Here is a 25,297-nt window from a genome sequence, read left to right on the forward strand (position 1 = left end):
GCACAAGGATTCGTGAAATGAACAGCATCTATCGCCTGGTTTTCAACCGCGCGCTGCGCGTGTGGCAGGTCGCTTCGGAACTGGTGAAAGGCGGTGGAGGCCTGGTCGGCCAGGTCGCCGGCCGGCAGACGGCAGCCGTGTCGCCGCTCGGCTTCGCGCTGATGTGCGCGTTGGGATGGGTCAGCCTGGCGCCCGTAGCTGCAGCGCAATCGGTCGGCCACATCGTGTCCGATCCCAACGCGCCCGGCCGTGAGCGGCCCACCGTGGTCACCGCGCCGAACGGTGTGCCGATGGTCAACATCACCACGCCATCGGCCGGTGGTGTTTCGCGCAACCGTTACTCGCAGTTCGATGTCGGCCGCGAGGGCGTGATCCTCAACAACGCGCGTGGCCAGGTGCAGACGCAGCTGGGTGGCTGGGTGCAGGGCAATCCGTGGCTTGCCACCGGCAGCGCCCGGGTCATCCTCAACGAGGTCAACGGCCCGGCCAGCCGGCTCAATGGCTACGTGGAAGTGGCCGGACAGCGCGCCGAGGTGATCATCGCCAATCCTGCCGGCATCCAGGTCAACGGTGGCGGTTTCCTCAATGCCAGCCGCGTCACGCTCACCACCGGCACGCCGGTGTTCAGCGGCAGCGGTTCGCTGGAAGGTTATCGGGTCAGTGGTGGGGCAATCGAGGTCAACGGCGATGGCCTCGATGCCAGCCGCGCCGACTACACCGACCTGATCACCCGATCGCTGAAGGTCAACGCCGGCATCTGGGCCAACCAGCTGCAGGCGACCCTCGGCAACAACGTGGTCAGTGCCGACCACAGCCAGGTCAACGCTGCGACGGCCAGCGGCGAAGCGCCGACCTTTGCGCTGGACGTGGGCGCGCTGGGCGGCATGTTCGCCAACAAGATCTGGCTGGTCGGCAATGAACACGGCGTGGGCGTGCGCAATGCCGGCAGCATCGGTGCCCAGGCCGGCGAACTCGTGGTCACGGTGGATGGCCGGCTGGAGAACACCGGCGCGCTGCAGTCACTGCAGAACGTGCGCGTGCATGCGAGCGGCGATCTGGCCAATGCCGGCACCATCGCTGCCACGCATGAAGCTGCGATCACCTCCGGTGGCACGCTGGACAACAGCGGCGGCAAGCTCAATGCACAGCGCCTGCAGCTGCAGGCACAGGCCCTGCGCAACCGTGGCGGTGCCATCGAGCAGACCGGCGTGCAGGCGTTGAGCCTCACAGCAGGCAGCGTGAGCAATCGCAGCGAAGGCCTGATCGGTGCGCTGGATGCGGTGGCGTCGGGCGGCTCCGGCGGTACCCCCAGTGGCACCTCGCCGGGAAGCGGCGGAACGCCAGGTACCGGTGCACCCGGAACCGGCACGCCCGGCACCGGTACCCCGGGTACACCGGGTACCGGCACTGGCGGCGGTACGCCGGTGACGCCGGCTGTTCCGTTGGCCGCCGGTGTGCTGGACATTGCCGGCACGCTCGACAACGACGGCGGCAGCATCAGCAACGGCGGTCGTGTATCGCTGGTTGCGGGCAATGGTCTGGACAACAGCGGAGGCCGCCTTGGTGTGGCCTCGCTGCGCGCCACGGGCGATCTGAACAACGATGGCGGCACACTGCAGGTGCACGGTGACGCTGCGCTGCAGCTGGGCACGCTGTCCAACCAGAAGGGCGCGCTGAGTGTGGCCGGTGCGCTGCAGCTGCAGACACAGTCGCTGGACAACCGGGCAGGCGAGCTGCGCCATGCCGGCAGTGCCGAGTCGGCCTGGACAGTGCAAGGCGCGTTCAACAACGAGGGCGGCCTGCTGGCGACCAATGCCGAGCGCCTGACGCTGGGGGCAGGTTGGGTCTTCAACGCCGGTGGCCGCATCGAGCATGCCGGTAACGGCGGCCTGTTGCTGACCACGGGCGACTGGACCGGTGCCGGCGGTCGCCTGAGCACGCTCGGTCGCCTGGACTGGACGGTGGGCAATGCGGACGTGCGCAATGGCACGCTCACTGCAGCGCAGTTCCAGATCGTCGCCGGCACGCTGGACAACCGCGGCGGCAGCCTGCTGTCGCTGGGCAACCAGGGCAGCATGCTGCGCGCCGGTACGCTGGACAACAGTGCTGGTGGCACCGTGGCCGGCAATGGCGAGCTGACCGTCTCGGCGGGGACGCTGGACAACAGCAAGGGCCTGCTGCAGCAGGCCGGCAACGGCGCGTTGCGTGTACACGCCGATACGCTGCGTGGCAGCGAGGGCCGCCTGCTCAGCAACGGTGACCTGTCGCTGACCGGTGGCCAGCTGGATGTGAGTGGCGGCACCACCTCGGCGCAGAGCGTGCAGATCCAGGCCGACGGCCTGCGCAACGCCGGTGGCCAGATCGTGTCGCTCGGGAATTCCGAGTTGGCGCTGGATGTACGTGGCACCTTCGACAACCAAGGCGGGCAGGTGCTTGGCAACGCGGGCCTGCGCATCGATGCGGGCCGCATCGACAACCAGAAGGGCACGCTGCAGTCGGCCGGTAGCCAGGGCGCGACACTGACCGTGCGCGACGAACTGGACAACAGCGCCGGTGCGATCTCTGGCAACGGCCAGTTGCAGCTGCACGTCGGCAGCCTGCTCAACCAGGGCGGCAAGGTGCTTGCGGCGGGTAACAGCCTGTTGCAGGTGCAGGCCCGCGAACTGCTGGACAACAGCAACGGCGGCCGCCTGGCCGGCACGGGCGACGTGCTGCTGCAGGCGGCGCGGCTGGACAACCGTAGCGGTGCAATCGAGCACGCCGGCAGCGGCACGCTGCAGATCCGTGCCGATGCGCTGCAGGGCGCGGGGGGCCGGATTCTCAGCCAGTCGGCGCTGACGCTCGACGGCGGCGAGCTGGTGCTGGGCGCCGGCAGCACCACCCAGGCCGAGCGCATCGCGATCAATGCCGAACGCCTGGACAACGCCGGCGGCAACCTCAGCGCCACCGGCAGCGATGCACTGCAGTTGCGCGTGGCACAGACCGTGGACAACAGCGGCGGCACGATCGCAGGCAACGGCGCCCTGGATGTGCGGGCCGGTGAACTGCTCAACCGCAAGGGCACGCTCAGTGCTGCCGGTGCAGCCGACAGCACGTTGCAGGTCAACGGTGCGCTGGACAACCATGAAGGCACCATCGCCAGCAATGCCAACCGGCTGACCCTCACTGCCGCACAGCTGGACAATACCGCCGGTGCCATCCGCCAGGCCGGCAACCAGGGCCTGGATATCACCACGGCCCGCCTGGATGGCAGCAAGGGCACGCTGGTCTCTGCGGCTACGCTGACCCTGCGCGCGGATGAGGTAGACCATCGCGACGCAACGCTGGGGGCTGATCGCTTCGACCTCGAGGCCGGAACGCTGGACAACACCGGCGGCCGCATCATCGCAAGTGGCGAGGGTGCCAGCCGCATCCATGCCACCACGCTGGGCAATGCCGGCGGTACGCTGGCCAGCAATGGTGACCTGATGCTGCAGGCGCAGACGCTGGACAACAGCGCAGGCAAGATCCAGCACGCCGGCAGCGGCCAGTTGCAGGTGCTCGCACAGACCCTGCTAGGGTCGGGTGGCAGCGTGCTCAGCAATGGCACGTTGGTGCTGGAGGGCAAGACCCTCGATCTGTCGAAGGCGACCACCTCGGCGCGCCGCATCGATATCGACGCCGATAGCCTGACCACCGCCGGCGGTGCGCTCACTGCCACCGGCGAAGAAGCACTGCGCCTGCGGGTGCAGGGGCTGCTGGACAATCGCGGCGGCTCGCTGGCCAGCAATGGTGTGCTCGACGTTTCCGCGCGGCAGCTGATCAATGCGCAGGGCACCCTGCAGGGCGCCGGCAGCGGCCGTTCCACCCTGGCCATCGGCCACGCACTGGACAACCAGACCGGGCGCATCCTGCTGGGTGGCGCGGGCACGATCAATGCCGCCAGCCTCGACAACCTCGGCGGTACCGTCCACGCCGGTGGCAGCGAGCTGGTACTGGGCATCGACGGTCGCCTCGACAACGGCAGCCAGGGCCTGCTGTCCAGCGCCGGTGCGATGACGCTGGACGCTGCCAGCCTCGACAACCGGCATGGCACGGTGGTGGCAGGCAAGAACCTGCTGCTGACCACGGTTGCAGGCGTGGACAACAGCGATGGCGCGATGCAGGCCGGCGAGCTGCTGCAGCTGCAGGCCACTGGCCTCGACAACCAGCGCGGCACGCTGCTGGGTGGGCAGCTGACCCTCGATACCCGCGGCCAGCGGCTGGACAACAGCGCAGGTACGCTGGGTACGCAGAAGGGTGCGCTGACCGTGCACAGTGGCGCGCTGCTCAACCAGGGTGGCCGGGTGCAGTCGGCCGCCGATCTCCGCATCGATACCGCTGGGCAGACCATCGACAACCGGGACACCGCCAGCAGTGGTGGCCTGTTGGCGGCGGGCACACTGCAGCTGGACGCTGGTGCGCTGGACAACCGAGGTGGCACGCTGAACGCACAGGGCGATGCGCGGCTGGTGCTGGCCAGTGCCGACAACAGCGCCGGCGGTACGCTTGCCAGCGCGGCGGGCCTGTCGCTGCAGGCGACGACGCTGGCCAACGGCGCCGGGCGCGTGCAGGCCGGGCGCAATCTCGACCTGACCCTGAGCGGGCACCTGGACAACACTGCCGGCGCGATCGCCGCCGGCCAGTTGCTGACCCTCACCGCAGCCAGCGTCGACAACCGCAACACCCGCGGCGGCGATGGCACCCGCGGCCTGCAGGCGGGCCAGCTGCAGTTCGGAACGCAGTGGCTGGACAACAGCCAGGGACAGATCGTCACCGATGGCGGCGCGCGGTTGCAGGTCAACGGCCAGCTGCAGAACAACGGGGGTGTCATCACCACCGGCGGCAACCTCGACAGCAGTGCCGACAGCGTCGCCAACAGTGGCGGCCTGCTGCGGGCCGATGGCAGCCAGACCCTGGTGGCGCGCGCGCTCAGCGAGGACGGCCAGGTACACGCCCAGCGCGACTTGAGCCTGACCCTGCAGCAGGGCCTGAGCAACCGCGGTGAATGGGTGGCCAACGGCACGCTGGCCCTGCATCTGTCCGGCGACCTGGACAACCAGGGCGTACTGCGTGGCGGCAACCTCGATCTCAACGCGCAGAACATCACCAACGCGGCCAACGGCGAGATCTCCAGCGAAGGCATCACCCATCTCAATGCACGCGGCCAGCTGACCAATCGCGGCCTGATCGACGGCAAGGTGACCCACCTCGAAGCCGACGTGCTGGACAACCTTGGCACCGGCCGCATCTATGGCGACCACGTGGCGATCTCGGCCGGCGTGCTGAAGAACCATGCCGAGGATGCCAACGGTGCCACCCGCGTCGGCACCGTGGCCGCGCGCGAGCGCCTGGACCTGGGCGTGCGCGAACTGCAGAACACCGGCAAGGGCCTGATCTACAGCGGCGGCGACGCGGCCATCGGTGGATCGCTGGGGGCTGATCGCATTGCCGCGGGCACGGCCGGCAGAATCGACAACATCGGTTCGATCATTGATGTGAGCGGCAACCTGGCGATCGATGCGGGCGCGATCAACAACATCCGTGAGAACGTGGTCATCACCCAGACCACCACGGTGAACGCGCCGGTGCGCATGGATCGTCCTGCATGGTGGCGCAACGGCAAGAACGGCACCGAGAACATCCGCAGTACCAGCCACTACATCGCCCAGGAGGTCTATTACCTCAACCCGGCCGATATCCTGGAAGATACGCCGCACATCACCCCCGACGGCTTCACCGTACACCGGGCGGTGGTGCGCCTTACCGCGCAGACCAGCGCGTACTTCTTTGGACGTGGCGGCCTGTATGCCGCGCTGGGTGAGCGTTCGCGCCTCAACCTGCAGGATGGCACCGTGGTGCTGTACTACGTAGGGCGCCAGGACAACCAGGCCAACCCGGACCAGGCCGGCAGTGGCGCCGACGATCCCTTTGCCGAGCTGACCCATCTGCACCCGGATTCGCCGGCATTCCGCTATGTCGATGACAAGCTGACCTATTCACCGGCCTATGGCACCTGCACCACCAACTGCGTGCAGCTGTGGACCTACAAGGACTATGCCCCGGATCAGCACCTGACCAATCCGCGCGGTTCCGGCGGCAACAACGTCAGCAGCAACGAGCAGTACCGCATCGCCACGCAGACGGTGACCGAGGATACTCTGGGGCCAGGCGTAGGCGCCGATGCGGTCATCCGCTCCGGTGGTGCAATGCGATTGCGTACCGATGATCTGCGCAATCACTACGGCAGCATCGCCGCCGGCGGCAATCTCGACATCGTTGGCCTGGGTGGCACCGCCAAGGTGGAGAACCTGGCTGCGACGCTGTATCGCACCCATGCTTTCAACAACGTGGGGCATACCTTCTCCGGCGACCTCGTCACCTGGAGCAACCCGGCGATCTCCGAAGTGACCGGGAAGATCGGCGGCAGCATCACCAGCGGCGGCACCCTGACCATCGACGTTGGCGATCTCAGCAACCTCAACCAAGGGCGCAACGCACCCAACGTGCAGGATGGCGCGGCAATGGCCAACCTCAACGCGCAGGGGCCGAAGACGCTGCCGGACGGCCCTGGCCATAACGGTGCGCAGGGACCGGGCCATAGCGGAGGGACGGGGGCGGAACGCGCGCTGGCGCAGGCGGCCGATGCCGCCGGCACGCAGCAGGGCGGCACGGTCGGGGGCATCGCCGGCAATGGCGCCGCATCCGGTTCGCGCGTGGTCGCCGCCGCCGGCGGCTCGCCGGACCGCATCGCGATGGGCGCGCCGGACACCCGCGCACCCACGGCCAGCCTGTTCAACGTCAACCGCAACGGTGGCAACTATCTGGTTGAAACCGATCCGCGCTTCACCGACCACAAGACGTGGCTGAGCTCGGACCACCTGCTGGGGCAGATGGGCTACTCGCCCGATACCGTGCAGAAGCGGCTGGGTGACGGCTACTACGAACAGAAGCTGGTGCGCGAGCAGATCGGCGAGCTGACCGGCCGCCGCTTCCTGGACGGCTACGCCAGCGATGAGGCGCAGTACCGCGCGCTGCTGGAAGCCGGTGCTACCGTGGCCAGCGAATGGGGCCTGCGCCCGGGCGTGGCGCTAACCGAGGCGCAGATGGCGCAGCTGACCAGTGACATTGTCTGGCTCGTCGAGCAGACCGTGACCTTGGCCGACGGCAGTACCACCACCGCACTGGTGCCGCAGGTCTACCTGCGCCTGCGTCCGGGTGACCTGGATGGGCAGGGCGCACTGCTGGCCGGTGCCAATGTCGATATCAAACTGGCCAATGGCCTGGTCAACACCGGTGACATCGCTGGCCGCAAGCTGGTGACCATCGATGCGGGCAACATCGAACACCTGGGCGGCAGCATCTCCGGCCAATACGTCGGGTTGGCGTCGGACAAGGACATCCGCATTGCCGGTGCATCCGTGACGGCGACCGATGCGCTGTCGGTGCAGGCGGCGGGAAATGTCACGGTGGCCTCCACGGTGGAAACACAGCGGGGCGGTGGTACCTACCAATACGAGACCAACCGCATCGATCGCGTCGCCGGCCTGTATGTGACCAACCCCAGCGGCGACGGCATGTTGTCGGTGGTGGCCGGCGGTGACATCAGCCTGCAGGCCGCGCAGATCCGCAATGCCGGCATCGATGGTCTTACCCAGTTGGCGGCAGGGGGGAATCTGGATGTCGGCGCCATTGCGCTGGACGAGCGCCGCGATGCCACCTTCGATGACCGCAACCACCAGCGCAGCGACAAGACAACGCACGCTGCCACGTCGGTACAGGGTGGTGGCGATGTAGTGCTGGCTGCTGGCAAGGACATCAACCTGGCCGCCGCGCAGATCAAGGCCGGTGGTGGACTGGCGCTGCAGGCCGGTGGTGACATCAACAGCCAGGCATTGGTGGACAGTGAGAGCCGCGACTTCGCCAATGCGGGCAAGCGCAGCTCACTGCAGGTCAGCCAGAGTGATGAGACGGTGCGGGGCAGCACGCTGCAGGCAGGGGACAATCTGCTGCTGAGCGCTGGCCGCGACGTGAACCTGACCGCCGCACTGGTCGACAGCAGCGATGGCGCAGTCAGCGTAGTGGCTGGCCGCGACGTGAATCTGCTCTCGGCCAACGAGACGCACGACTACAGCCTGGACAGCTACGAGAAGAAAAAGAAGACGCTCTCCAGCACCACCACCACGCGCAGCGTCGACAACAGCGACAGCTATGCCATCGGCACGGCGATCCAGGGCGAGAGCATCAACATCACTGCTGGTCGCGATCTGACCGCAGTCGGTGCGGTGGTCGATGCCACTGGCAACGTGATTCTGGGGGCGGCCAACAACGTACTGATCACGGCCGCCGAAGACCATCACAGCAGTGAGTCCAGCGAAAGCAAAAAGAAGTCCGGCATTACCGGAGGCTTTGGCAATGGCGTGGCGTCGGTGGGCTACAGCAGCGCGAAGAACAGCAGCACCAACGCCGAGCAGTCCACCACCCAGGTCGGCTCGGCCATCGCCTCACGCGAAGGCAATGTGCTGATCAATGCCGGCAACCAGCTGACCATTGCCGCTTCGGACGTCGCCGCTGGCGAGAACCTGACGCTGGTGGGCAAGGACATCGCGCTGCTGGCGCGGCAGGACACCACGGACAGCCAATCCAGCCAGGCGAGCAAATCCAGCGGCTTCTCGGTGGGCGTGACCTACGACCCGACCAAGGCCTACCGCAGCGCCCGCGACTCGACCACCGACGGCATGGCCGACAGTGGCTCGGCGATGGGGCGGATCACCCGCACCGCTGAAGGTGCGGCCTCCGGCCTGCGTGCAGCCACCACGTCGACCGTGGTGACCGCGGGCAGCCAGCGGTCCAACAGCGAGCAGAGCCATTCGACCAGTGACGCGCGTGTCAGCCAGCTGGCTGCCGGTGGCGATCTTACGCTGATTGCCAACGGGGGCTCGATCCTCAGCCAGGGCACGCAGATGTCGGCCGAGGGCAATGCCGTGCTGCTGGCCACCAAGGACATCGTGTTCGACGTTGCCCACAACACCGAGCGCAGCGACAGCAGCAGCCGGGGCAAGGGCTGGGGCCTGGCCAACAACACCAGTGGCCTGCCGTTTGGCACCAACAACTCGCAGAGCGACGGCAGCGGCAGCAGCGACACCATCACCGGCACTCAGTTGTCGGTGGGAGGTGGCGTTCGCATGGCCACCACCGAAGGCAACATCAGCCTGACCGCGGCCAACATCGCCGCAGAGAAGGACGTGAACATCCGTGCGGCCGGTGATCTGCTGGTGCGTAGCGGGCAGGACACGGTCAGCAACGCCAATACGTCGGACAGCAAGGCGATAGGCTCGGTGCAGATTTCTGATACCGAAAAGTTCTCCGGCTGGCACCGCGAGCAGCACCAGGACGACAGCGCGCAGGTGTCACAGGTGGCCAGCAGCATCGGCAGCCTGGGCGGCAACGTGAACCTGACGGCTGGCGGCAAGTACACGCAGACGGCCAGCAACGTGGTGGCCGCCAAGGACGTGAACATCACTGCCGCCGAGATCGAGCTGCTGACCGCCGATGAAAGCGGTCATTACTCGCAGAGCGACAAGGACCTGAAGATCGGCGTGTTCGCACGGGTGAAGTCGCCGCTGATCGACCTGATCAACAACGTGGACGCGGCCCGTCAGTCCGATGACCGCCTGCAGAAGATGCAGGGCATGGCCGCCGGCGCCAACGCGTATCAAGCGGCCAGTGCGATCAGGGGGCTCGCCAGCGATGGCGTGACGGGCAGCGGCGAGCTGTTCCGTGCCGAGGCCGGCATCGGCTTCAAGACGGCCAACAGCAGTGCCGATGGCAGCAGCACGGTCTCGCGCGGCTCGACCATCCAGGGCGGCGGCAACGTCAACCTGACCAGCACCACGGGCGACATCCACGTGGTGCAGGGCAACCTGAGCGCGGGCAACACGCTCAGCCTGGATTCGGCCGGGGACATCCTGCTGGAAGCGGGCAAGGCGCACGTGGCAGACCGCAGCAAGAGCAGCAATGCCGGCGCCGAAGTGGGCGTTGGCGTTGTCGTGGGCGCGCAGACAGGCGTGTATGTGTATGCCGAAGCCAGCGTGGGCAGCAGCAAGGCGAACTCGGACAGCAATACCTGGCAGAACACCACGCTGACCGGCCAGAACATCTCGCTGAAGGCCGAGGGTGATACCACCTTGCGTGGCGCGACTGCCACGGCCGATCGCATCGACGTCAAGACCGGCGGCACGCTGACGATCGAATCGCTGCAGGACATTGCCGAGAGCATGTCCAAGAACAGCCAAGTGGGTGGGCGCGTGCAGGTGGCCTTCGGTAATGCGTGGAATGCCGATGGCTACGCCAGCGCAGGCAAGGCAGAGGGCAGCTACCAGGGCGTGGGCCAGCAGAGTGGCTTGTTTGCCGGCAACGGTGGCTATCACGTGGATGCTGGACACGTGAACCTGATTGGCGGCGCGATTTCCAGCACCAACGCGGCCAACAGTGAACTGACCGCACAGACGCTGACCTTCAGCGACCTGCAGAACCAGATGGACTACTCGGCCAGCTCCGGCAGCATCAGCGGTGGTGCGGGCGGGCAGATGAAGGGTTGGGACCCGAAGGCGGGCACTACCGCCCCCCGCGGTGGCCCAGGCATGTCGATGACGGAGAACGGCAGCGACAGCAGTTCAACGCTTGCGACGCTGACCGAAGGCAACATCACCATCGGTGGCAAGCAGACCACGGCGGCGGAGCTGGGTATCAATACCGATGCCAGTGCAGCGCATCGTGCGCTGGAGGCGATGCCGGATGCCACCAAGCTGCTGGCGGACCAGCAGGCGATGGCGGCTGCGGCGGGGACGGTGCTTTCCACAAGCCAGCAGATCGCCAACGACATTGGCAGTGCTGGAGCGAACAAGATCACCGACAAGTATCGGGAAGGGCTGAGCGTCGAAGAAAGACGGGTATTTGATGACCTTCCTTGGGACGAGCAGTTCAATCGTCTGGTGGCGTTCGATGCATCCTACGCGGATGCGCTGGTGACCCAGCAAAAGTGGGCCCCTGATGGTGTCTATGGCCGCGCATTGGGGGCTGTCACCACCGCACTGGTCGGAGGCATGTCCGGGCAGGGACTAGGTCAGCTGGGTTCCAATGCGCTGGCACCGTATGCGGCTGAACTGATTGGCAAGACGTTCGACCCGAACAAGCAGAGTGCTGTGCCCAGCGAGGCCATGCAGATGCTGTCGCATGCGCTGCTGGGCGCGTTGTTGGCTGAGGCCAATGGTGGCTATGCGGGGAGTGGGGCGCTTGCGTCCGGTGGTGGTGAGCTTGCTGCCAAGTTCCTGACGGACAAGTTGTTCGGCGGGGATCCTTCGAGCCTGAGCCCACAGGAAAGGGAAGCAGTTCTGGCGCTGTCGCAGGCGGTGGGTGCACTGGCGGGTGGGTTGTCGGGACAGGATCTGGCCGGAATCGCATTGAATGCTGGGATTGCCAAGAATTCTGTTGAGAATAATTTCCTCGGGAAGAACGATCAGCAGCGGCTGGCAGATCTACGTGAGAAGTCTAAGAAGGGAAAACTGACGCCACAGGAATCCGCGGAGCTTATTTATCTCGACGGTGGGGATCATATGAGTGATGGTCTGCTGAATATGCTTGCCGGCGGCCAGCCTCTTTCTGTCGTGCAGCAGCACAATCTGGAGCTTTATCTGGGGGCATATGCGCAGCAGAACGGCACGGATGCGGCGATTGCCCTCGTCAGTGGGGGTATTCGCGAGGCAAGCGAATTCCCTTACTCGGGACTTTCGCGTGATAAGCAGAAGTTCACTGATGAGAACTTTTCGTTCTTCGAAAAGAACATTTGGAGAGCTGATAGCGAAAACGAGGCAATCTTCAACAAGGCTGTCATCAGGTCCGGCTTGGAGGTATGGCGCTCTGAAGATCTCCTGCCAACGGTGATGAGGCAGCGGCGTGATTTTGCGCTGATGGATGCCTTGGTCGGTAGCCCTCTGGCGAGCGGAAGCTACCTGTTCGGCAGCCTTGTAGGGCTGAGCGACGATGATCGATATGCGCTCACCATGACTGCGGGGAACATCGCGCTGATTGCCGGGGCAACGGCTGCGGGAAAGACGGGTTTGCTGCCTGTGACGGGCCGCTTGGGAATTAACCCAGTTGGTGAGGGCGGCCAGAAGAGCAGCGCTTCGAGCAGAAGGCGCGTGGGGGAGTCGCCTAGAAGCGATAGTGTTTCCGTCTCCACCAATAGTGGAACAATCAAGGCCAGCGAAACGATCGGTCAGCCTGTAGAGGCTGTCATAAACGGTCGTAAAAGGATGCTTCGGGTCGATATCGAGCCGAATGGTAAGCTTCAGATCCAGTCAGGAGGCGGAAAGGACTCGTTCGTAGACTTCCGTCCGGATCTATCATTGCCCTTGGCTCCTCAGATAGACAAGGCGTTCAGGCGATTGCCAAAATCTGCAAGGGATCAGCTTGTCAGAAACGCTGAGAAGGGGCTAAGACGCCTGCAAGAAACAGGAAATATGTGATGGGAACCAAATTTATTGTTGTTTTGAAGGGTGGCATGAAGTTGCCCGAGAGAAAGTTCTTGATTGATCAGGCATGGGGTGATTTTCCCGTGTCCTACTTTCAGGATGATGAGAGTCTTGATGAATGTAATTTTCTTGATCTTAAAGTTAATAAGTGGGAAATTAATAGCGAGTGGAGTTTGGTGCAAGGGGACGCGCCTTGGATCAGGGTTGAAATATTGCGGGGCGCTCCTCTCGAGGAGTATTTAAAAGGTCAAGGGGTCTTTCCGCTGATAAAGGGGTCTGGTGAGCTGCTGCTTGTTTTTGAGTTGGATGATGGCGGTAACGATTTGGATGAAAATCTTCTGCTTCGGCTTGTGATGGTTTTTTGGGGTAGTGGAATAATATATCGATGGGATGATGGTTTTCATGTCGTCGATGAAGATGCTATTGCTTCTTTACCAGGGCTCGAAGTAGTTCGGAGTCGCTTGCTTAGATGTGAGTAGCTGAATTCTGCTTGCCTGAGCGCTTTCCTGCCAGGTGGCAGTAAAGTGGGTTGAATGTAGTCGTGAGTGATCGGTTGTGGCGGATCGGAATGATCCTGATTGGGTCGTATTTACATGTTTGGATTGGATCTATGGGCTGGTGTGTTCGTGCAGATGCTGAAGTGTCTGACGAAACGTTGTGGATTTGGGCCTGATGATGTTGACTGTAGTTTCCCGAATTTGAACAGCTTTTACGCGGATGATCACTTCTGTGGCGTAGGGTTTTCATATGGAATTCTGTGCGAACCCGACGTGGTTATTGTCAGCGATGAAGATTTTTCTACATATTTGTCTATGGCGTTCTCCAGGTATGTTGAGGGGAATCCTGAATCTGCTGATCAAGTGCTTTCAATGATGTATGTCAAAGGGTGTGTCTGAATTGTTTGCCAGTGGAGGGTTCAAGTGTCCAGTAACGCGCTCAACCATCGCGGCCATGCTCGGCGTGCTTTCTGCAGTAACTTGACGCTGGCGACAACTCTCGCCATAGCGAGTCTGGCACTCACTTCACATCCCTCGCTGGCTGCCGAATCCGGCTTCGAGGGCGTCGCCTGGGGCGCAACCCAGGCCCGGCTGAAAGAAGCACTGGGCGAGCGCTTGGCTACGCGAGCCTGCCCCGAGGAACAGCAGGAAGAGCCGGAACTGAAGCGATACGCGAGAGCCTGCGGCCCTTACATCGAGGATTACACCATCGACGGAATCTCCTTCGTGGCGTTCTTCGGTCTTCGCGGAATCGAGGGGCCGCTGAGCGCTGTCTATCTCGATCGCGCCGCGACGGTAACCAACGAGCAGATCAAGGCAGGTAAAGGTGCGGAATTCAGGTGCAACCGGGTGAAGAAGGTGCTGGCAGAACGGCATGGCCGGCCTGAAAGGGTAAGCGAAACGTCTGCGCGTCCGCGCGACAAGCCTGCGGTGCTGCTGACCGAATGGGTGAGTGGTGATACGACGATAACCCTCACTGAGACAATTGTCTCCGAGGCCCCCGGTCAGCAGTACTACGTCAGTGTCGTCTACGCGCCGAAAACCGAAGTGCCGGAAGTTCGCTGACCTTCCTCAGCCTTTCGAGCGATTATCAATGGTGTCTTGTTTTTGGATGAAGAATCAGTGCGAATGAAGATCGAGCCCACTTTCGGTAGCGCCGAAGGTGGCGCGGAGCGAGGCGCAGACTCGGCCTCTGACGAGCCAAGTGAAAAGAGTGCGCTGGCGATTGTGGTTGGGGACCGGTTCTCCACCTATTGCCATTTCTGGAGGCTGGACGACGCAGCCGGCAGGGCGCCGAGACGGTGGCATTGGCCGGCGTTCCTGTTTTCATCATTGTGGTTCTTCTTCCGACGCATGCCTGTATGGGGCACGATCTGGTTCATCGTTCCGCCTTTGGCGATGACCACGTTCACTCAGATGGGTCTGCCATGGTTCGCGGTAGTCGTCTTCGTGGTCTGCCGCGTGCTTGCTGGAATCCTGGCGAATTCCCTGTATCTGTCTCATTGCCGGAGGATTGCCCGCAAGGTGCTTGCCGGGCATGGAGGCGCGCATCGGCGGCGTGCCGAACTGCAGAAGGCCGGTGGTGTCAGCTACACCGCTCTGGTGATCGCCTTGGCGGTAACGGCCTCACAGAACACCCTGATCAATCTGGCAGTTCGTTCGATGCCCAAGGCAGCGCCCAGGCAGTCTTCACTGCACCTGCCGGCGAACCGGCCGGACCCGGATCTCGAATATGCGGAGAGGGAGGTGTACCAGGAGGAGCTGCGTGCGATCGCGATGACGGCGTGGCCGGCGGGTGTTCCAATGGACAACAATGTCTGCATTGTCGAGCTACGTCTGACGCCACCGGGTACCGTGCTGGATGCCAATGTTCTGGAGCCTTGCACGCTGGACGAAGCACAGCGTGAGATGATGTTGGGCGAAATCAGGCGCACGGACTTTACGATCGAGGGGAAGATGCGGTTCTTCACCCGCCATACCGTCATCGGCTTGCGTGGCTGATTCCCCGCCACGGGCCTGAGTTCCTCACGGTGAGATTCTGCTTGAACGCGTTTATGTTAACGCGGCGTTGTTTCAATAACTGTTCTTAAAGTTTCCCCGGGTCGTGCCGCCACCGATATAGGGCCACGATCAAGGGAATTGAGATGCTCGCCTTACGCAACCTCCGTGTGGGATCCCGGCTTTCCGCCGGCTTCGGTCTGCTGTTGCTGTTCATCCTGGCCATCGTCGGCCTGGTGTTGTACGGAAACCATTTGAAGTCCGCCCAGTTCGAGAAAGTGGTGGGCGTGAACATGGTCAAGATGCGGTTGTTGAACGACATGCTCGATACCAACAACGCGGTGCTGATGCATCGCCGCCTGATGGTGATCAAGCGCGGCGAGGAGTTCGACAAGGATTACCAGCGGGCGCAGGAACTGAGCCGCACCTACGACAGCATCTGGGACAAGTACGTCAAAATTCCCCGCGATGCCACCGGCGATACGCTGGTGGCGCAGATCGCGGCGGCACGCAAGGCCACCGACGTCTCCACTCAACAATTGCACGAGCGGATGAAGGCGGGCGACTACGATGGTGCAGCCACCGAGCTGCTGGCCGAGCACGGTCTGGCCACGGCCTGGAATGGAGCGATTTCCAGCCTGCTGCGGCACCAGGAAACTCTGACCGAACGCAGCCGTGAGGAATACCGCGCCACGGAAGCGTGGACGGGAACCCTGTCCATCGCCTTCGGTGTGCTCAGCCTGATTCTCGGCGCACTGGCCGCGTGGGCGATCACCCGCAGCCTGACCCGCCCCTTGGCGGGCGCGGTGAAGCTGGCCGATGGCATCGCCAACGGTCGCTTGGACAACGTCATCGATGCCTCGGGCAACGACGAGGTGACCCAGTTGCTGAAGTCCATGCAGCGCATGCAGGGGCAGCTGCAGGCGGTGATGGCCGCGCAGGGCGAGATGGCGCGGCAGCACGATGATGGCAGCCTGGGTTATCGCATGGACGAGAGCGCCTTCCCCGGCGACTACGGGCGCATGGTGCATGACACCAACGCGCTGGTGGGCTCGCACGTGCAGGTGCAGAACCGCTTGATCGAGGTGATGAAGCACTACGCACGCGGCGACCTGTCGGTGGACATGGATCGCCTGCCGGGCGAGAAGGCGGCGATCACCCAGGCCATGGACGAGACCAAATCGAGTCTGTCGGCCATCAACGGCGAGATCCGCAGGCTGGCCACGGCCGCGGCCGCGGGCGACTTCAGCCTGCGTGGCGACGAAACACGCTTCGAGCATGATTTCGGCGACATGGTGACCGGGCTGAACCGGTTGATGCAGACCACGGACGAGAACCTGGTGCAGGTGTCGAGCCTGCTGCAGGCGATCTCGCGCGGCGATCTGACCGTACGCATGCAGGGCGACTTCCACGGCGTGTTCGCCCGCATGCGCGACGACTGCAACGCGACCGTCGAGCAGCTGACCCACATCGTCGGCCGTATCCAGGCCAGTGCATCCAGCATCAATCTGGCAGCGGGGGAGATTGCCTCGGGCAATACCGATCTGTCGCGGCGTACCGAGCAGCAGGCGGCCAACCTGGAAGAAACGGCAGCGTCGATGGAGGAGCTGACCTCCACGGTGAAGCAGAACGCCGAACACGCGCGCCAGGCCAACCAGCTGGCGATCGGTGCACATGGGGTGGCCTCACAGGGCGGCGAGGTGGTCGGCCAGGTGGTGACCACCATGAGCGCCATCGAAGCGTCGTCGAAGAAGATCGCCGAGATCATCAGCGTGATCGATGGCATCGCTTTCCAGACCAACATCCTGGCGCTCAACGCCGCCGTGGAAGCGGCACGTGCGGGTGAGCAGGGCAGGGGTTTTGCGGTGGTGGCCAGCGAGGTGCGCACCTTGGCACAGCGCTCGGCGGGTGCGGCCAAGGAGATCAAGGGCCTGATCGAGGAGTCGGTGGGCAAGGTGTCCGACGGCTCGGCGCTGGTGCGTCAGGCGGGCACCACGATGGGCGAGATCGTTGCATCGGTGCAGCGGGTGACAGACATCATGGCCGAGATTTCCGCCGCGTCGCAGGAGCAGAGTTCCGGCATCGAGCAGGTCAACCAGACTGTGATGCAGATGGATGAAACCACCCAGCAGAATGCTGCGCTGGTGGAAGAGGCCAGCGCTGCTGCACGTTCGATGGAGGAGCAGGCCAACCTGCTGGCCGAAGCGGTGTCGGTGTTCCGCACCGGGGCTTCGGTGGCGGCGGCAGCGGTCCGGCCGATGCTGGCCGCGGTCGCCGCAAGCGTGCCGCCGGTGCGTCGCGTGACCGGCGTGCCGCCGCGCATCGCCCCGTCGCTTGCTGCCAACACGGGTGGGTGGGAAGAGTTCTAAGCCGGGTGGGAGACGGCGCCCATCGCGATGCTGGTCGCGACGGGCGCATTTTTGTTTCCTGAACCGATGATGGCCGCTCAACCCTCGGCGACGTGGATTTCACCTGCAGTTGCCACCCGCAGGCAGACACTTGCGCCATACCGGAGCACAGGAGATGGCCATGAAGACCTCGACCCGATTGATGGTGCTGGGCACCTTGCTGGCGGCCTCGTCCGTCGCTGGCGCACAGAATTACGGCCCGCGTGATGAAGGGCGCAAGTTCAACGATGGCAGCCGCGTGGTCTGCAAGAACGTGGAAGTGCAGCGCAATACCCGCGATCCCAACCGCATCACCGGCACCGCTACCGGCGCCGTGGTCGGCGGCCTGTTGGGCAACCAGGTAGGCGGCGGCAACGGCAAGAAGCTGGCGACCGTCGCCGGTGCCGTGGCGGGCGGTGCAGCTGGGCGGCAGATCCAGGGCAACCATCAGCAGAAGACCGGCGACCGCGTGGTCGAGCGCCGTTGTGAGCGCGTCTATCGCTGATACCTCCATGCGATAGCCCCTTCCACACTGCTGTACCCCGAACGCCGGCCCTGTGCCGGCGTTCTCCGTTTCAAGCCCATCCCTTCCTTGGACCATCCCGTTCTGGTACGCGCCAGACCCGTAAAAGGGGACGGAGGGCATTAAGTCGATTTCTCCCTCTCCGTGCCAGCTACGACTTAATCCCCTTCGTCCCCTTTGGGCTGTGCAGACGCCAGAGGGCGAGGCCGCCGTACAGCGCCAGCAGCACGGCCAGGGTGATCAGTTCGTGGCTGACCTCGGCCAGGCTGGCGTCCATCTGGTTCAGGCGCACCATCAGGTTGATGCCGGAGGTGGTCGGCAGCAGCTGCGCCAGCCACACCAGCGGGCGCGGGGTCATCACCGCCGGCCACGACAGGCTGGCCAGGAAGAACAGCGGGATCGAGGTGGCGATGATGTACTGGAAGGCGCGTTCGCGCGTGCGGAAGAAGCTGCCGACGAACAGGCCGAACGCCACCGTGGCAGCGATGAACAGGGTGCCGCCGAGCAGCTGGCCGAGCGGGTTGCCGCCACGCGGATAGTCCTGCACCCAGGCGGTGAAGCCGGCGTACCAGAACAGCCCGAACAGCCCGATCAGGCCGAAGCCAAGGGCCATGCCGGTCAGGGTGGGCAGGTCGAACTGCAGGCGCCGGCCCAGCACCAGCCGGCGGCCACCGAGCAGCACGCCGATGCCCATCAGCAGCGTCTGGTGCACGATCAGTTCGGCCACGCCGGGCACGATCGCGCTGCCATAGCCTTCCTGGGTGTTGAACAAGGGCCGCTGCACGAGGGTGACCGGTGGTGCCTGTGGCGCGCCCATGAACGCGGCCTGGGTGACCGCCGCTTCACGGCCGAACGCACCCAGCGCATCGGCCACGCTGCCCAGCACCCAGCTGGCGCGGCCAAGATAGGCGCCGTTGCCGAGCAGCACCAGTTTGGCCGGATGCCCGCGCAGGATGTCGCGTTCCAGGTTGGCCGGGATAAGCACGATGCCTTCGGCATGGCCGGCCTCCAGCTGTGCGCGCGCTTCCTGCAGGTCGGCCGGTTGCCCGACCACATGGGCCACGCGCAGCGAATCGAGCTTGCGCAGCAGCTCGCGGCTGGTCGCGCTGTGGTCTTCATCGACCACCAGCACGGGCAGGTTGCCGGCCACCTGATGGCGATAGGCGGCGGGGTAGAAGAACGAGTACAGAATCACCGCGCCGACCATCACCACGATCGCGTAGCGATCGCAGAGCACGGCCAACAGGGTCTGTCGCAGGCTGTGCCAGATCCGGCTCATGTGCCTGCCTCAGCCGGTTGCGCGGCCTTCGGCGTGCGCGCGAACGCAAGCAGGCGCCAGCCGCCGATGCCGCCGGCCACCACGATCATCATCAGCAGCGTTGCCAGCGGCCATAGCGATACCGCTAGTGGCGAGCCGATGAACTGCTGCTGGGTCTGCAGCTTGATGTAGGCGCTGAGCGGCAGCAGCAGGTGCCAGACGCGGGTGAACAACGGTGCGTCGATCACCGGGAACGTGGCGCTGGAGAACGCCAGCGCGGTGCCGATGCTCAAGCCCACCGCGGACAGGGCGGTGCCCATGTCGCGGGTAACGCCAACGAAGAACAGGGCATAGGCCGCGGTGGCCAGGTAGAACAGCGGCTGTGCGAGCAGCAGCAGAAGCACGCTGCCAGCGATGCCGTCGCCACGCAGCCAGGCCAGGTAGGCCGCGCCCAGCGCGCCGTACAACGAGAACAGCAGCACGTAGGGCAGCACCTTGCCGGCAATGGCCGACCATGGTGCATGGCCCAGCCAGGCGGGCAGGGTACCGTCGCGGATCTCACGGCCGAGGCTGCCGGCCACGGCCAGCGCCAGTACCAGCGACAGTACCGCCGGGAAGATCAGTGGCAGCAGGAACAGCTCGTAGCTGCGCGCCGGATTGAACAGGATGTCCGACTGCACCGCGATGGGGGCGGCACGCAGCTTGCCCGGCCCGACCTGCAGGCCGATGCGTTCGCGCAGCAACCGCGCGTTCCACGCAGAGACCGCGTCGCCGATATCCCGCGCGGCGGACTGGCCGGTGGTCATGTAGGTGGCGTTGTAATAGGAAAACACCGTGCCCTGCCGGCCGCGCAGCGCCTGGCGGGTCACATCGCGCGGCACCAGTACCACCGCGAACACCTCCAGCCGACGCAGCTGCGCGCGCGCCTCATCCATATCGACCGGTTGGCGGGCGATGCGCACGCCGGGGCTGGCGTCGAGCATGCGCAGCAGCAGGCGGCTGTCGCTGCTGTGGTCAAGGTCGACCACGGCAATCGGCACATCGCGCATCACCGATGCGGAGAACATCCAGGCCATAACCACCAGCATCAACAGCGGCAGCACGGTGACCAGCGCCAGGTCCGCACGGCTGCTGCGCAACCGGCGCAGTTCGCGCTGCCATGAGCTGCCGAAGCTGCTGCGGCTGGTGTTCAGTGCTGCGGCCATGCGAACAGCACGCTCATGCCGGGGCGGAAGCCCTCGATGCGGCGTACCGGGCGCACCCGCACTTCGAAGCTGCGCACGTCATAGCCCGATGACTGGCGGGTGGTGCGCCAAGTGGCGTAGTCGCCTGCGGGATTGATGAAGTAGACCTCGAACTCACCGACCTTGCCGAGTGCCGGCACGCTGCCCTGCAGCTTGCTGCCGACCTTCAGGCCCTGCATCTGCGATTCGCGCAGGTTCATCGACACCCACATGCGGTCGATGTCGACCAGGGTGAACACCGGATAGCCGGCTGGTACCAGTTCGCCCGGGTCGGCCATGCGCTTGTTGATCTCGCCGGCCACCGGCGCGCGGCCTTCCACTTCAACGCGCGCGGCGTTGACTTCCGCCACCGCACCCTGGGCCTGCTGCACCTGGCCCTGCGCGGCACGCTTGTCCTGTTCGCGCGCGCCGGTCAACGCCATGTCGTACTGGGCGCGTGCGGCGCGGGCCAGTTCGCGCGAGCTGGTGGCCTGGGCCGCCGCTTCATCGCGCTTCTGCCGGGTCATCACCCCTTCGTTGAACAGGTTCTGCACGCGCCGGTAGGTGGCATCGGCAAGCGTGGCACCGGCTTCGGCGCGCTTCCAGTTGGCTTCGGCCGCGCGGATGTCTTCGCTGCGTGCGCCTTCGGCAGCCTTGTCGGCCACCGCCTGCGCCGCAGCCAGTGCGCCGTGCGCCTGCTGTTCCTTGGCTGCTACTTCGGGGCTGTCGAGCAGGAACAGCACCTGCCCGGCCTGCACGCGATCGCCCTCGCGGACCTTCAGTTCGGCCACGCGCGCGGTGATCTTGGCCGACACGTTGAGGGTGTCGGCGTCGGCCATGCCCTGGATCTGGTCGGCGGGGCTGCGCCAGGCCAGCCACAGGCCCAGCACCACCGCCACCAGCAGCACCACCAGCAGAATCGGCCCCAGCCGGCGCTTGCCCGGGGGCGTCGTTGCTTCGTCGTGCAACACATCACTCATGATCAATTACCTCGTCTGCACGCCGCCGATGGTCTTCGAAGCGGTCCATCTGTCCACTCACCTCGAGCAGTTGTGCCAAGGCGATATCGTATTGGTAGGCGGCCTGCGCACGTTCGACGCGGGCACCGCCAAGACCGAGCCGTGCGTCGATCACGTCCAGCGAGGTGGCCTGGCCTTCGCGGAAGGCCAGCTCCTGCAGGCGCAGGTTCTCGTCAGCCTGGGCGATGCTGCTGTCCAGCAGCACGAACTGCTGGCGTGCGGTTTCCAGCTCGTTCCAGGCCTTGCGCACACCCAGCGCGACCTGGTTCTCGGCCTCGCGCAGGCCGGCCTCGGCCTGTTCCTGCTGCGCGCGTGCCGCACTGATCTGTGCCGGCCGTGAGTTCGGCGACAGGAACGTGTACTTCAGGCCGATGCCGAACGCCCAGTCCGGATCGGTCAGCATTTCGTCGCGGCGGCGGAAGTCGTACTGGCCGAACAGGAATACCGTTGGCTTCAGCTTGGCCTGCTGCACGCGCACGCCCTGTTCGGCCTGCGCCACGATCGCCCGCAGGCGGGCGATCTGCGGCTGCCGTGCCTGCGCGGTACGCTCGAAGCTGGCGACCGGTTCCAGCGGCGCGCGCTGCACGAACAGCGGCGACAGCGGCTGCACATCGCCGCCACTGCGCAACAGCGTGGCCAGCGCAGCCTTCAGCGTGGCCAGATCATTGAGCGTCTTCTGATACTCGCGCTCGGCCTTGTCGCGGGCGACGGTGGCCTGCAGGCGCTGCGCACGCGTGGCGAAGCCTTCGCGTTCCAGTTTCTCGGCATCGGACAGGTGGCGGTTCAAGCCATCGCGCACGTCGCGGCGCACGACCACTGCCTGTTCGGCCAAGCGCTGACCGAAGTAGGCCTGGGCCAGTTGCACGGTCAGCGACTGCCGCTGCGCTTCGCGCTCGGCGCTGGCCTGTTCGCTGGCCGCGCCGGCAGCACGCTGCGCGGCCGGAATCAGGCCGCCGGTGTACAGCGGCAGCACCGCAGTGACCACCGGCCGTGTGCGCCAGTCGCGCTCGGTGAACGACAGCGGTGAGTCGATGCCAAAGGCTTCGGCCACCGGCGCCAGCGAGCCCAGCGGCAGGGTCAGTGTCTTCTGGAACTGCAGCCGCCGCACTTCGCCGGTGATCTCCGGCAGGCGCAGCAGGCGGGTGGCCTCGTGCAGTTCTTCCTTGTTGCGCACGCCGGCATCAGCAGCGGCCAGCGCGTCGGAGACCTGTTCCAGACGCTGCCGCGCCTGTTCCCATTCCAGTGCGGGAGGCGCGCTGGTCTGTGCCGCTGCAGCCAGCGGCAGGCTGGCCAGCAAGGCCAGGCCGGCAGCGCCGAGCGCGCGATGCATCCTTGTCCGTGGGCAGCTCAGGCGCATGCCGTTCCTGTAGTGAAGAAGTGGGCAAACGGTAGTGGTCCGCGCGTGAAGCCGGGGTCTGCGGTGGTCTGGATCATGCTCTTTTCAACGTAGGGTATTGCCCGCGGCGGTACGCAGCGCGTGGGTGATGTGTTGCAACGTGCTCGAACGCACGGCGGCATGCTGCCAGAACAAGGGTACGTCGAGCCAGCGACGCGGTTCCAGCACCACTATCTGCCCGGCCTCTGCCGCTGGCGTGACCAGGGCCTCCGGCGCCAGGCACCAGCCCAGCCCACGCGCGGCAGCATCGACGAAGCCGGTGGAGGAGGGCAGGTAGTGTACGGGCGGTTGCATTCGCGCGCGGGTGAGCCTGCGCAGGAAACGCCATTGCAGTTCATCCTTGCGGTTGAACACGATCATCGGCGCCGAGGCCAATGCTTCGGCCTGCATGCCCGCGCTGAAGTGGCGGCGCGCAAATGCCGGTGAGGCGATGGCGCGGTAGCGCATCGCGCCCAGCGGATGCACGTTGCAGCCCTTCAGCGGCCTGCGTTCGGCGGTGACCGCGCCAAGCACGCTGCCGGTGCGCAGCAGTTCCAGGGTGTGGTCCTGGTCGTCCATGCGCAGGTCGAACAGGTAGCCGTGGCGCTGGTGCAGCTCGGCGAGGGCGGCGACGAACCAGGTGTCCAGCGAATCGTCGTTGACCGCCAGCGGAATCGGCGTACGGGTGGCATCGCTGCCGCGTTCCGGCAGCAGTTCGGCAAGCGCTTCGGTCTGCAGTGCCTGCATCGGCCGCACCCGCCGCAGCAGCACTTCGCCGGCAGCAGTAGGCCGGCACGGGGCCTGGCGCACCACCAGCACCTGGCCCAGCCGGTCCTCAAGCGCCTTGATCCGTTGCGACAACGCCGACGGGCTGATCGACAGGCGGCGTGCGGCGGCCTCGAAGCTGCCTTCTTCGAGCACGGCGGTGAAGGCGCTCAACTGCGGATGTACCAGGTCCACGCGGTGCCTCTTCAGTTTTTCTGCACAGGATAAAGAAAAACCAGCTGGCCTTAACGAGCCCTTTGGTCGCACCCTGCGCCTCTTCTCAAGGTGGAGAGCGTCGGATGTGGATTGCTGCGGCCCTGGCCGGTCTGTTTGCAGGTGCTGGCCTGATCATCGCCATCGGCGCGCAGAACGCCTTCGTGCTGCGCCAGGGGCTGCAGCGCCGCTACGTGGGCATGGTGGTACTGGCCTGCATGGGCGCGGACATCGCGCTGATCCTGGCCGGCGTTGGCGGCATGGGGGCGCTGGTGCTGCAGTGGCCGTTGCTGTTGCAGGTGCTGCGCTTCGGCGGGGCCGCCTTCCTGCTGTGCTATGGGCTGCAGGCTGGGCTGCGCGCGTGGCGCGGTGGCAGCGCGCTGGCCGCGGCCGATGCCAGTGGTGGCAGTCGGCGGCAGGTGCTGCTGGCCTGCCTGGCGTTCACCCTGCTCAACCCGCACGTGTACCTGGATACGATGGTGCTGCTGGGCAGCCTGTCCACGCGCTACCCGGGTGACCTGCGTTGGGTGTTCGCAGCGGGCGCCTGCGTGGCCAGCGTGCTCTGGTTCTGCGGGCTGGGGTTCGGCGCACGGTTGCTGCAGCCGGTGTTCCGCAACGCGGCAGCATGGCGGTTGCTGGATGCAGGCGTGGCGGCCTTCATGCTGTGCCTTGCGCTGCTGTTGCTGCTGCGCCCGCTCTAGGCCGCATCCACCGCGCACAACGGGGTTTCACCAGGGCGCAGGGTCAGCACGCGCACGCCGCTGCCGGTCACGGCCACGGTGTGCTCGAACTGCGCCGACAGCTTGCCGTCACGGGTATACACCGGCCATTCGTCCGGCTGCTGGCGGATGGCAGGCTTGCCCTGGTTGAGCATCGGCTCGATGGTGAACACCATGCCTTCCTGCAGCTCCATGCCGGTGCCGGCATGGCCGTAATGCAGGATCTGCGGCTCCTCGTGCATCTCCTGGCCGATACCGTGGCCGCAGTACTCCTTGACCACGCTGTAGCCGTGGCTGCGCGCGTGGCGGGCGATGGCGTGGCCGATATCGCCCAGGCGCGCGCCGGGCCGCACGGCGGCGATGCCTTTCCACATGGCCTGGTAGGTCACCTGCACCAGCTTGCGCGCGGCGTAGTCGGCATCACCCACAACATACGTGGTGCTGGAATCGGCAATGTAGCCGTTCTTCTCCAGCGTGATGTCGAGGTTGACGATCTGGCCATTGCGCAGCACGTCATCGGCCGACGGCATGCCGTGGCAGATGACGTTGTCGATCGAGGCGTTGAGCACGTACGGGAACCCGTACTGCCCCTTGCTGGCGGGCCGCGCCTGCAGCTCGTCGACGATCATCCGCTCGACGATGTCGTTGATCTCCAGCGTGCTGCGACCCTGCAGGGGCAGGGCGTCGAGCATGGCGAAGACCTGCGCCAGCAGTCGTCCGGACTCGGCCAGGCGGTCGATCTCGTCGGGGCGCTTGATCATGGCCATCG

The 25,297-nt window shown here is 65.3% G+C and carries 14 protein-coding genes; 8 read left to right on the top strand and 6 right to left on the bottom strand.

Going from position 1 to position 25,297, the window contains the following annotated elements; all coding sequences use genetic code 11:
- Window positions 1–17 precede the first annotated feature (17 nt).
- The 7 genes from ABIA73_RS03940 to ABIA73_RS03970 all read left to right on the top strand — a co-directional run bounded on the left by ABIA73_RS03940 (window position 18) and on the right by ABIA73_RS03970 (window position 17,938).
- Window positions 18–12,545, top strand: coding sequence for a hemagglutinin repeat-containing protein (locus ABIA73_RS03940; RefSeq protein ID WP_354275459.1), 12,528 nt, complete (start codon window positions 18–20; stop codon window positions 12,543–12,545).
- Complete coding sequence (locus ABIA73_RS03945; protein ID WP_309911470.1) at window positions 12,545–13,030, top strand: hypothetical protein; 486 nt, start codon at window positions 12,545–12,547, stop codon at window positions 13,028–13,030. The genes ABIA73_RS03940 and ABIA73_RS03945 overlap by 1 nt, the downstream gene beginning before the upstream one ends.
- A 114-nt stretch (window positions 13,031–13,144) precedes the next feature.
- Complete coding sequence (gene cdiI, locus ABIA73_RS03950) at window positions 13,145–13,447, top strand: ribonuclease toxin immunity protein CdiI (protein WP_227417115.1); 303 nt, start codon at window positions 13,145–13,147, stop codon at window positions 13,445–13,447.
- 24 nt (window positions 13,448–13,471) lie between these two features.
- Window positions 13,472–14,113, top strand: a complete 642-nt coding sequence (locus tag ABIA73_RS03955) for a hypothetical protein (RefSeq protein ID WP_309911472.1) — start codon at window positions 13,472–13,474, stop codon at window positions 14,111–14,113.
- Window positions 14,114–14,176: 63 nt separating this feature from the next.
- A complete protein-coding gene (locus ABIA73_RS03960; RefSeq protein ID WP_309911473.1) occupies window positions 14,177–15,049 on the top strand; it encodes a DUF2628 domain-containing protein in 873 nt (290 codons plus the stop codon).
- 143 nt (window positions 15,050–15,192) lie between these two features.
- Window positions 15,193–17,415, top strand: coding sequence for a methyl-accepting chemotaxis protein (locus tag ABIA73_RS03965; protein ID WP_354275460.1), 2,223 nt, complete (start codon window positions 15,193–15,195; stop codon window positions 17,413–17,415).
- Between the two features lie 154 nt (window positions 17,416–17,569).
- Complete coding sequence (locus ABIA73_RS03970; RefSeq protein WP_025873797.1) at window positions 17,570–17,938, top strand: glycine zipper 2TM domain-containing protein; 369 nt, start codon at window positions 17,570–17,572, stop codon at window positions 17,936–17,938.
- Window positions 17,939–18,107: 169 nt separating this feature from the next.
- On the opposite strand, the gene ABIA73_RS03975 is transcribed toward ABIA73_RS03970, so the two are convergent.
- From ABIA73_RS03975 to ABIA73_RS03995, 5 genes are all read right to left on the bottom strand, one after another.
- Complete coding sequence (locus tag ABIA73_RS03975) at window positions 18,108–19,235, bottom strand: ABC transporter permease (protein ID WP_354275461.1); 1,128 nt, start codon at window positions 19,233–19,235, stop codon at window positions 18,108–18,110.
- A complete protein-coding gene (locus tag ABIA73_RS03980) occupies window positions 19,232–20,419 on the bottom strand; it encodes an ABC transporter permease (protein ID WP_354275462.1) in 1,188 nt (395 codons plus the stop codon). The genes ABIA73_RS03975 and ABIA73_RS03980 overlap by 4 nt, the downstream gene beginning before the upstream one ends.
- Window positions 20,404–21,417, bottom strand: a complete 1,014-nt coding sequence (locus ABIA73_RS03985; protein WP_354275463.1) for an HlyD family secretion protein — start codon at window positions 21,415–21,417, stop codon at window positions 20,404–20,406. The genes ABIA73_RS03980 and ABIA73_RS03985 overlap by 16 nt, the downstream gene beginning before the upstream one ends.
- Window positions 21,410–22,786: a TolC family protein gene (locus ABIA73_RS03990; RefSeq protein ID WP_170919598.1), complete on the bottom strand. Its 1,377-nt coding sequence runs from the start codon at window positions 22,784–22,786 to the stop codon at window positions 21,410–21,412. Before ABIA73_RS03990 ends, ABIA73_RS03985 begins: the two co-directional genes overlap by 8 nt.
- Window positions 22,787–22,897: 111 nt before the next feature.
- Complete coding sequence (locus tag ABIA73_RS03995; RefSeq protein ID WP_313282873.1) at window positions 22,898–23,791, bottom strand: LysR family transcriptional regulator ArgP; 894 nt, start codon at window positions 23,789–23,791, stop codon at window positions 22,898–22,900.
- Between the two features lie 104 nt (window positions 23,792–23,895).
- Here ABIA73_RS03995 and ABIA73_RS04000 point away from each other — a divergent pair, with 104 nt between their 5' ends.
- On the top strand, window positions 23,896–24,510 hold the full coding sequence (locus tag ABIA73_RS04000) for a LysE/ArgO family amino acid transporter (protein ID WP_025873790.1): 615 nt from the start codon (window positions 23,896–23,898) through the stop codon (window positions 24,508–24,510).
- Here ABIA73_RS04000 and map read toward each other — a convergent pair.
- Window positions 24,507–25,289, bottom strand: a complete 783-nt coding sequence (gene map, locus ABIA73_RS04005; protein WP_025873789.1) for a type I methionyl aminopeptidase — start codon at window positions 25,287–25,289, stop codon at window positions 24,507–24,509. The genes ABIA73_RS04000 and map overlap by 4 nt on opposite strands.
- Window positions 25,290–25,297 lie beyond the last annotated feature (8 nt).

Origin of the sequence: Stenotrophomonas sp. 2694 (genome assembly GCF_040548715.1) — a bacterium.
GTDB lineage: Bacteria > Pseudomonadota > Gammaproteobacteria > Xanthomonadales > Xanthomonadaceae > Stenotrophomonas > Stenotrophomonas indicatrix.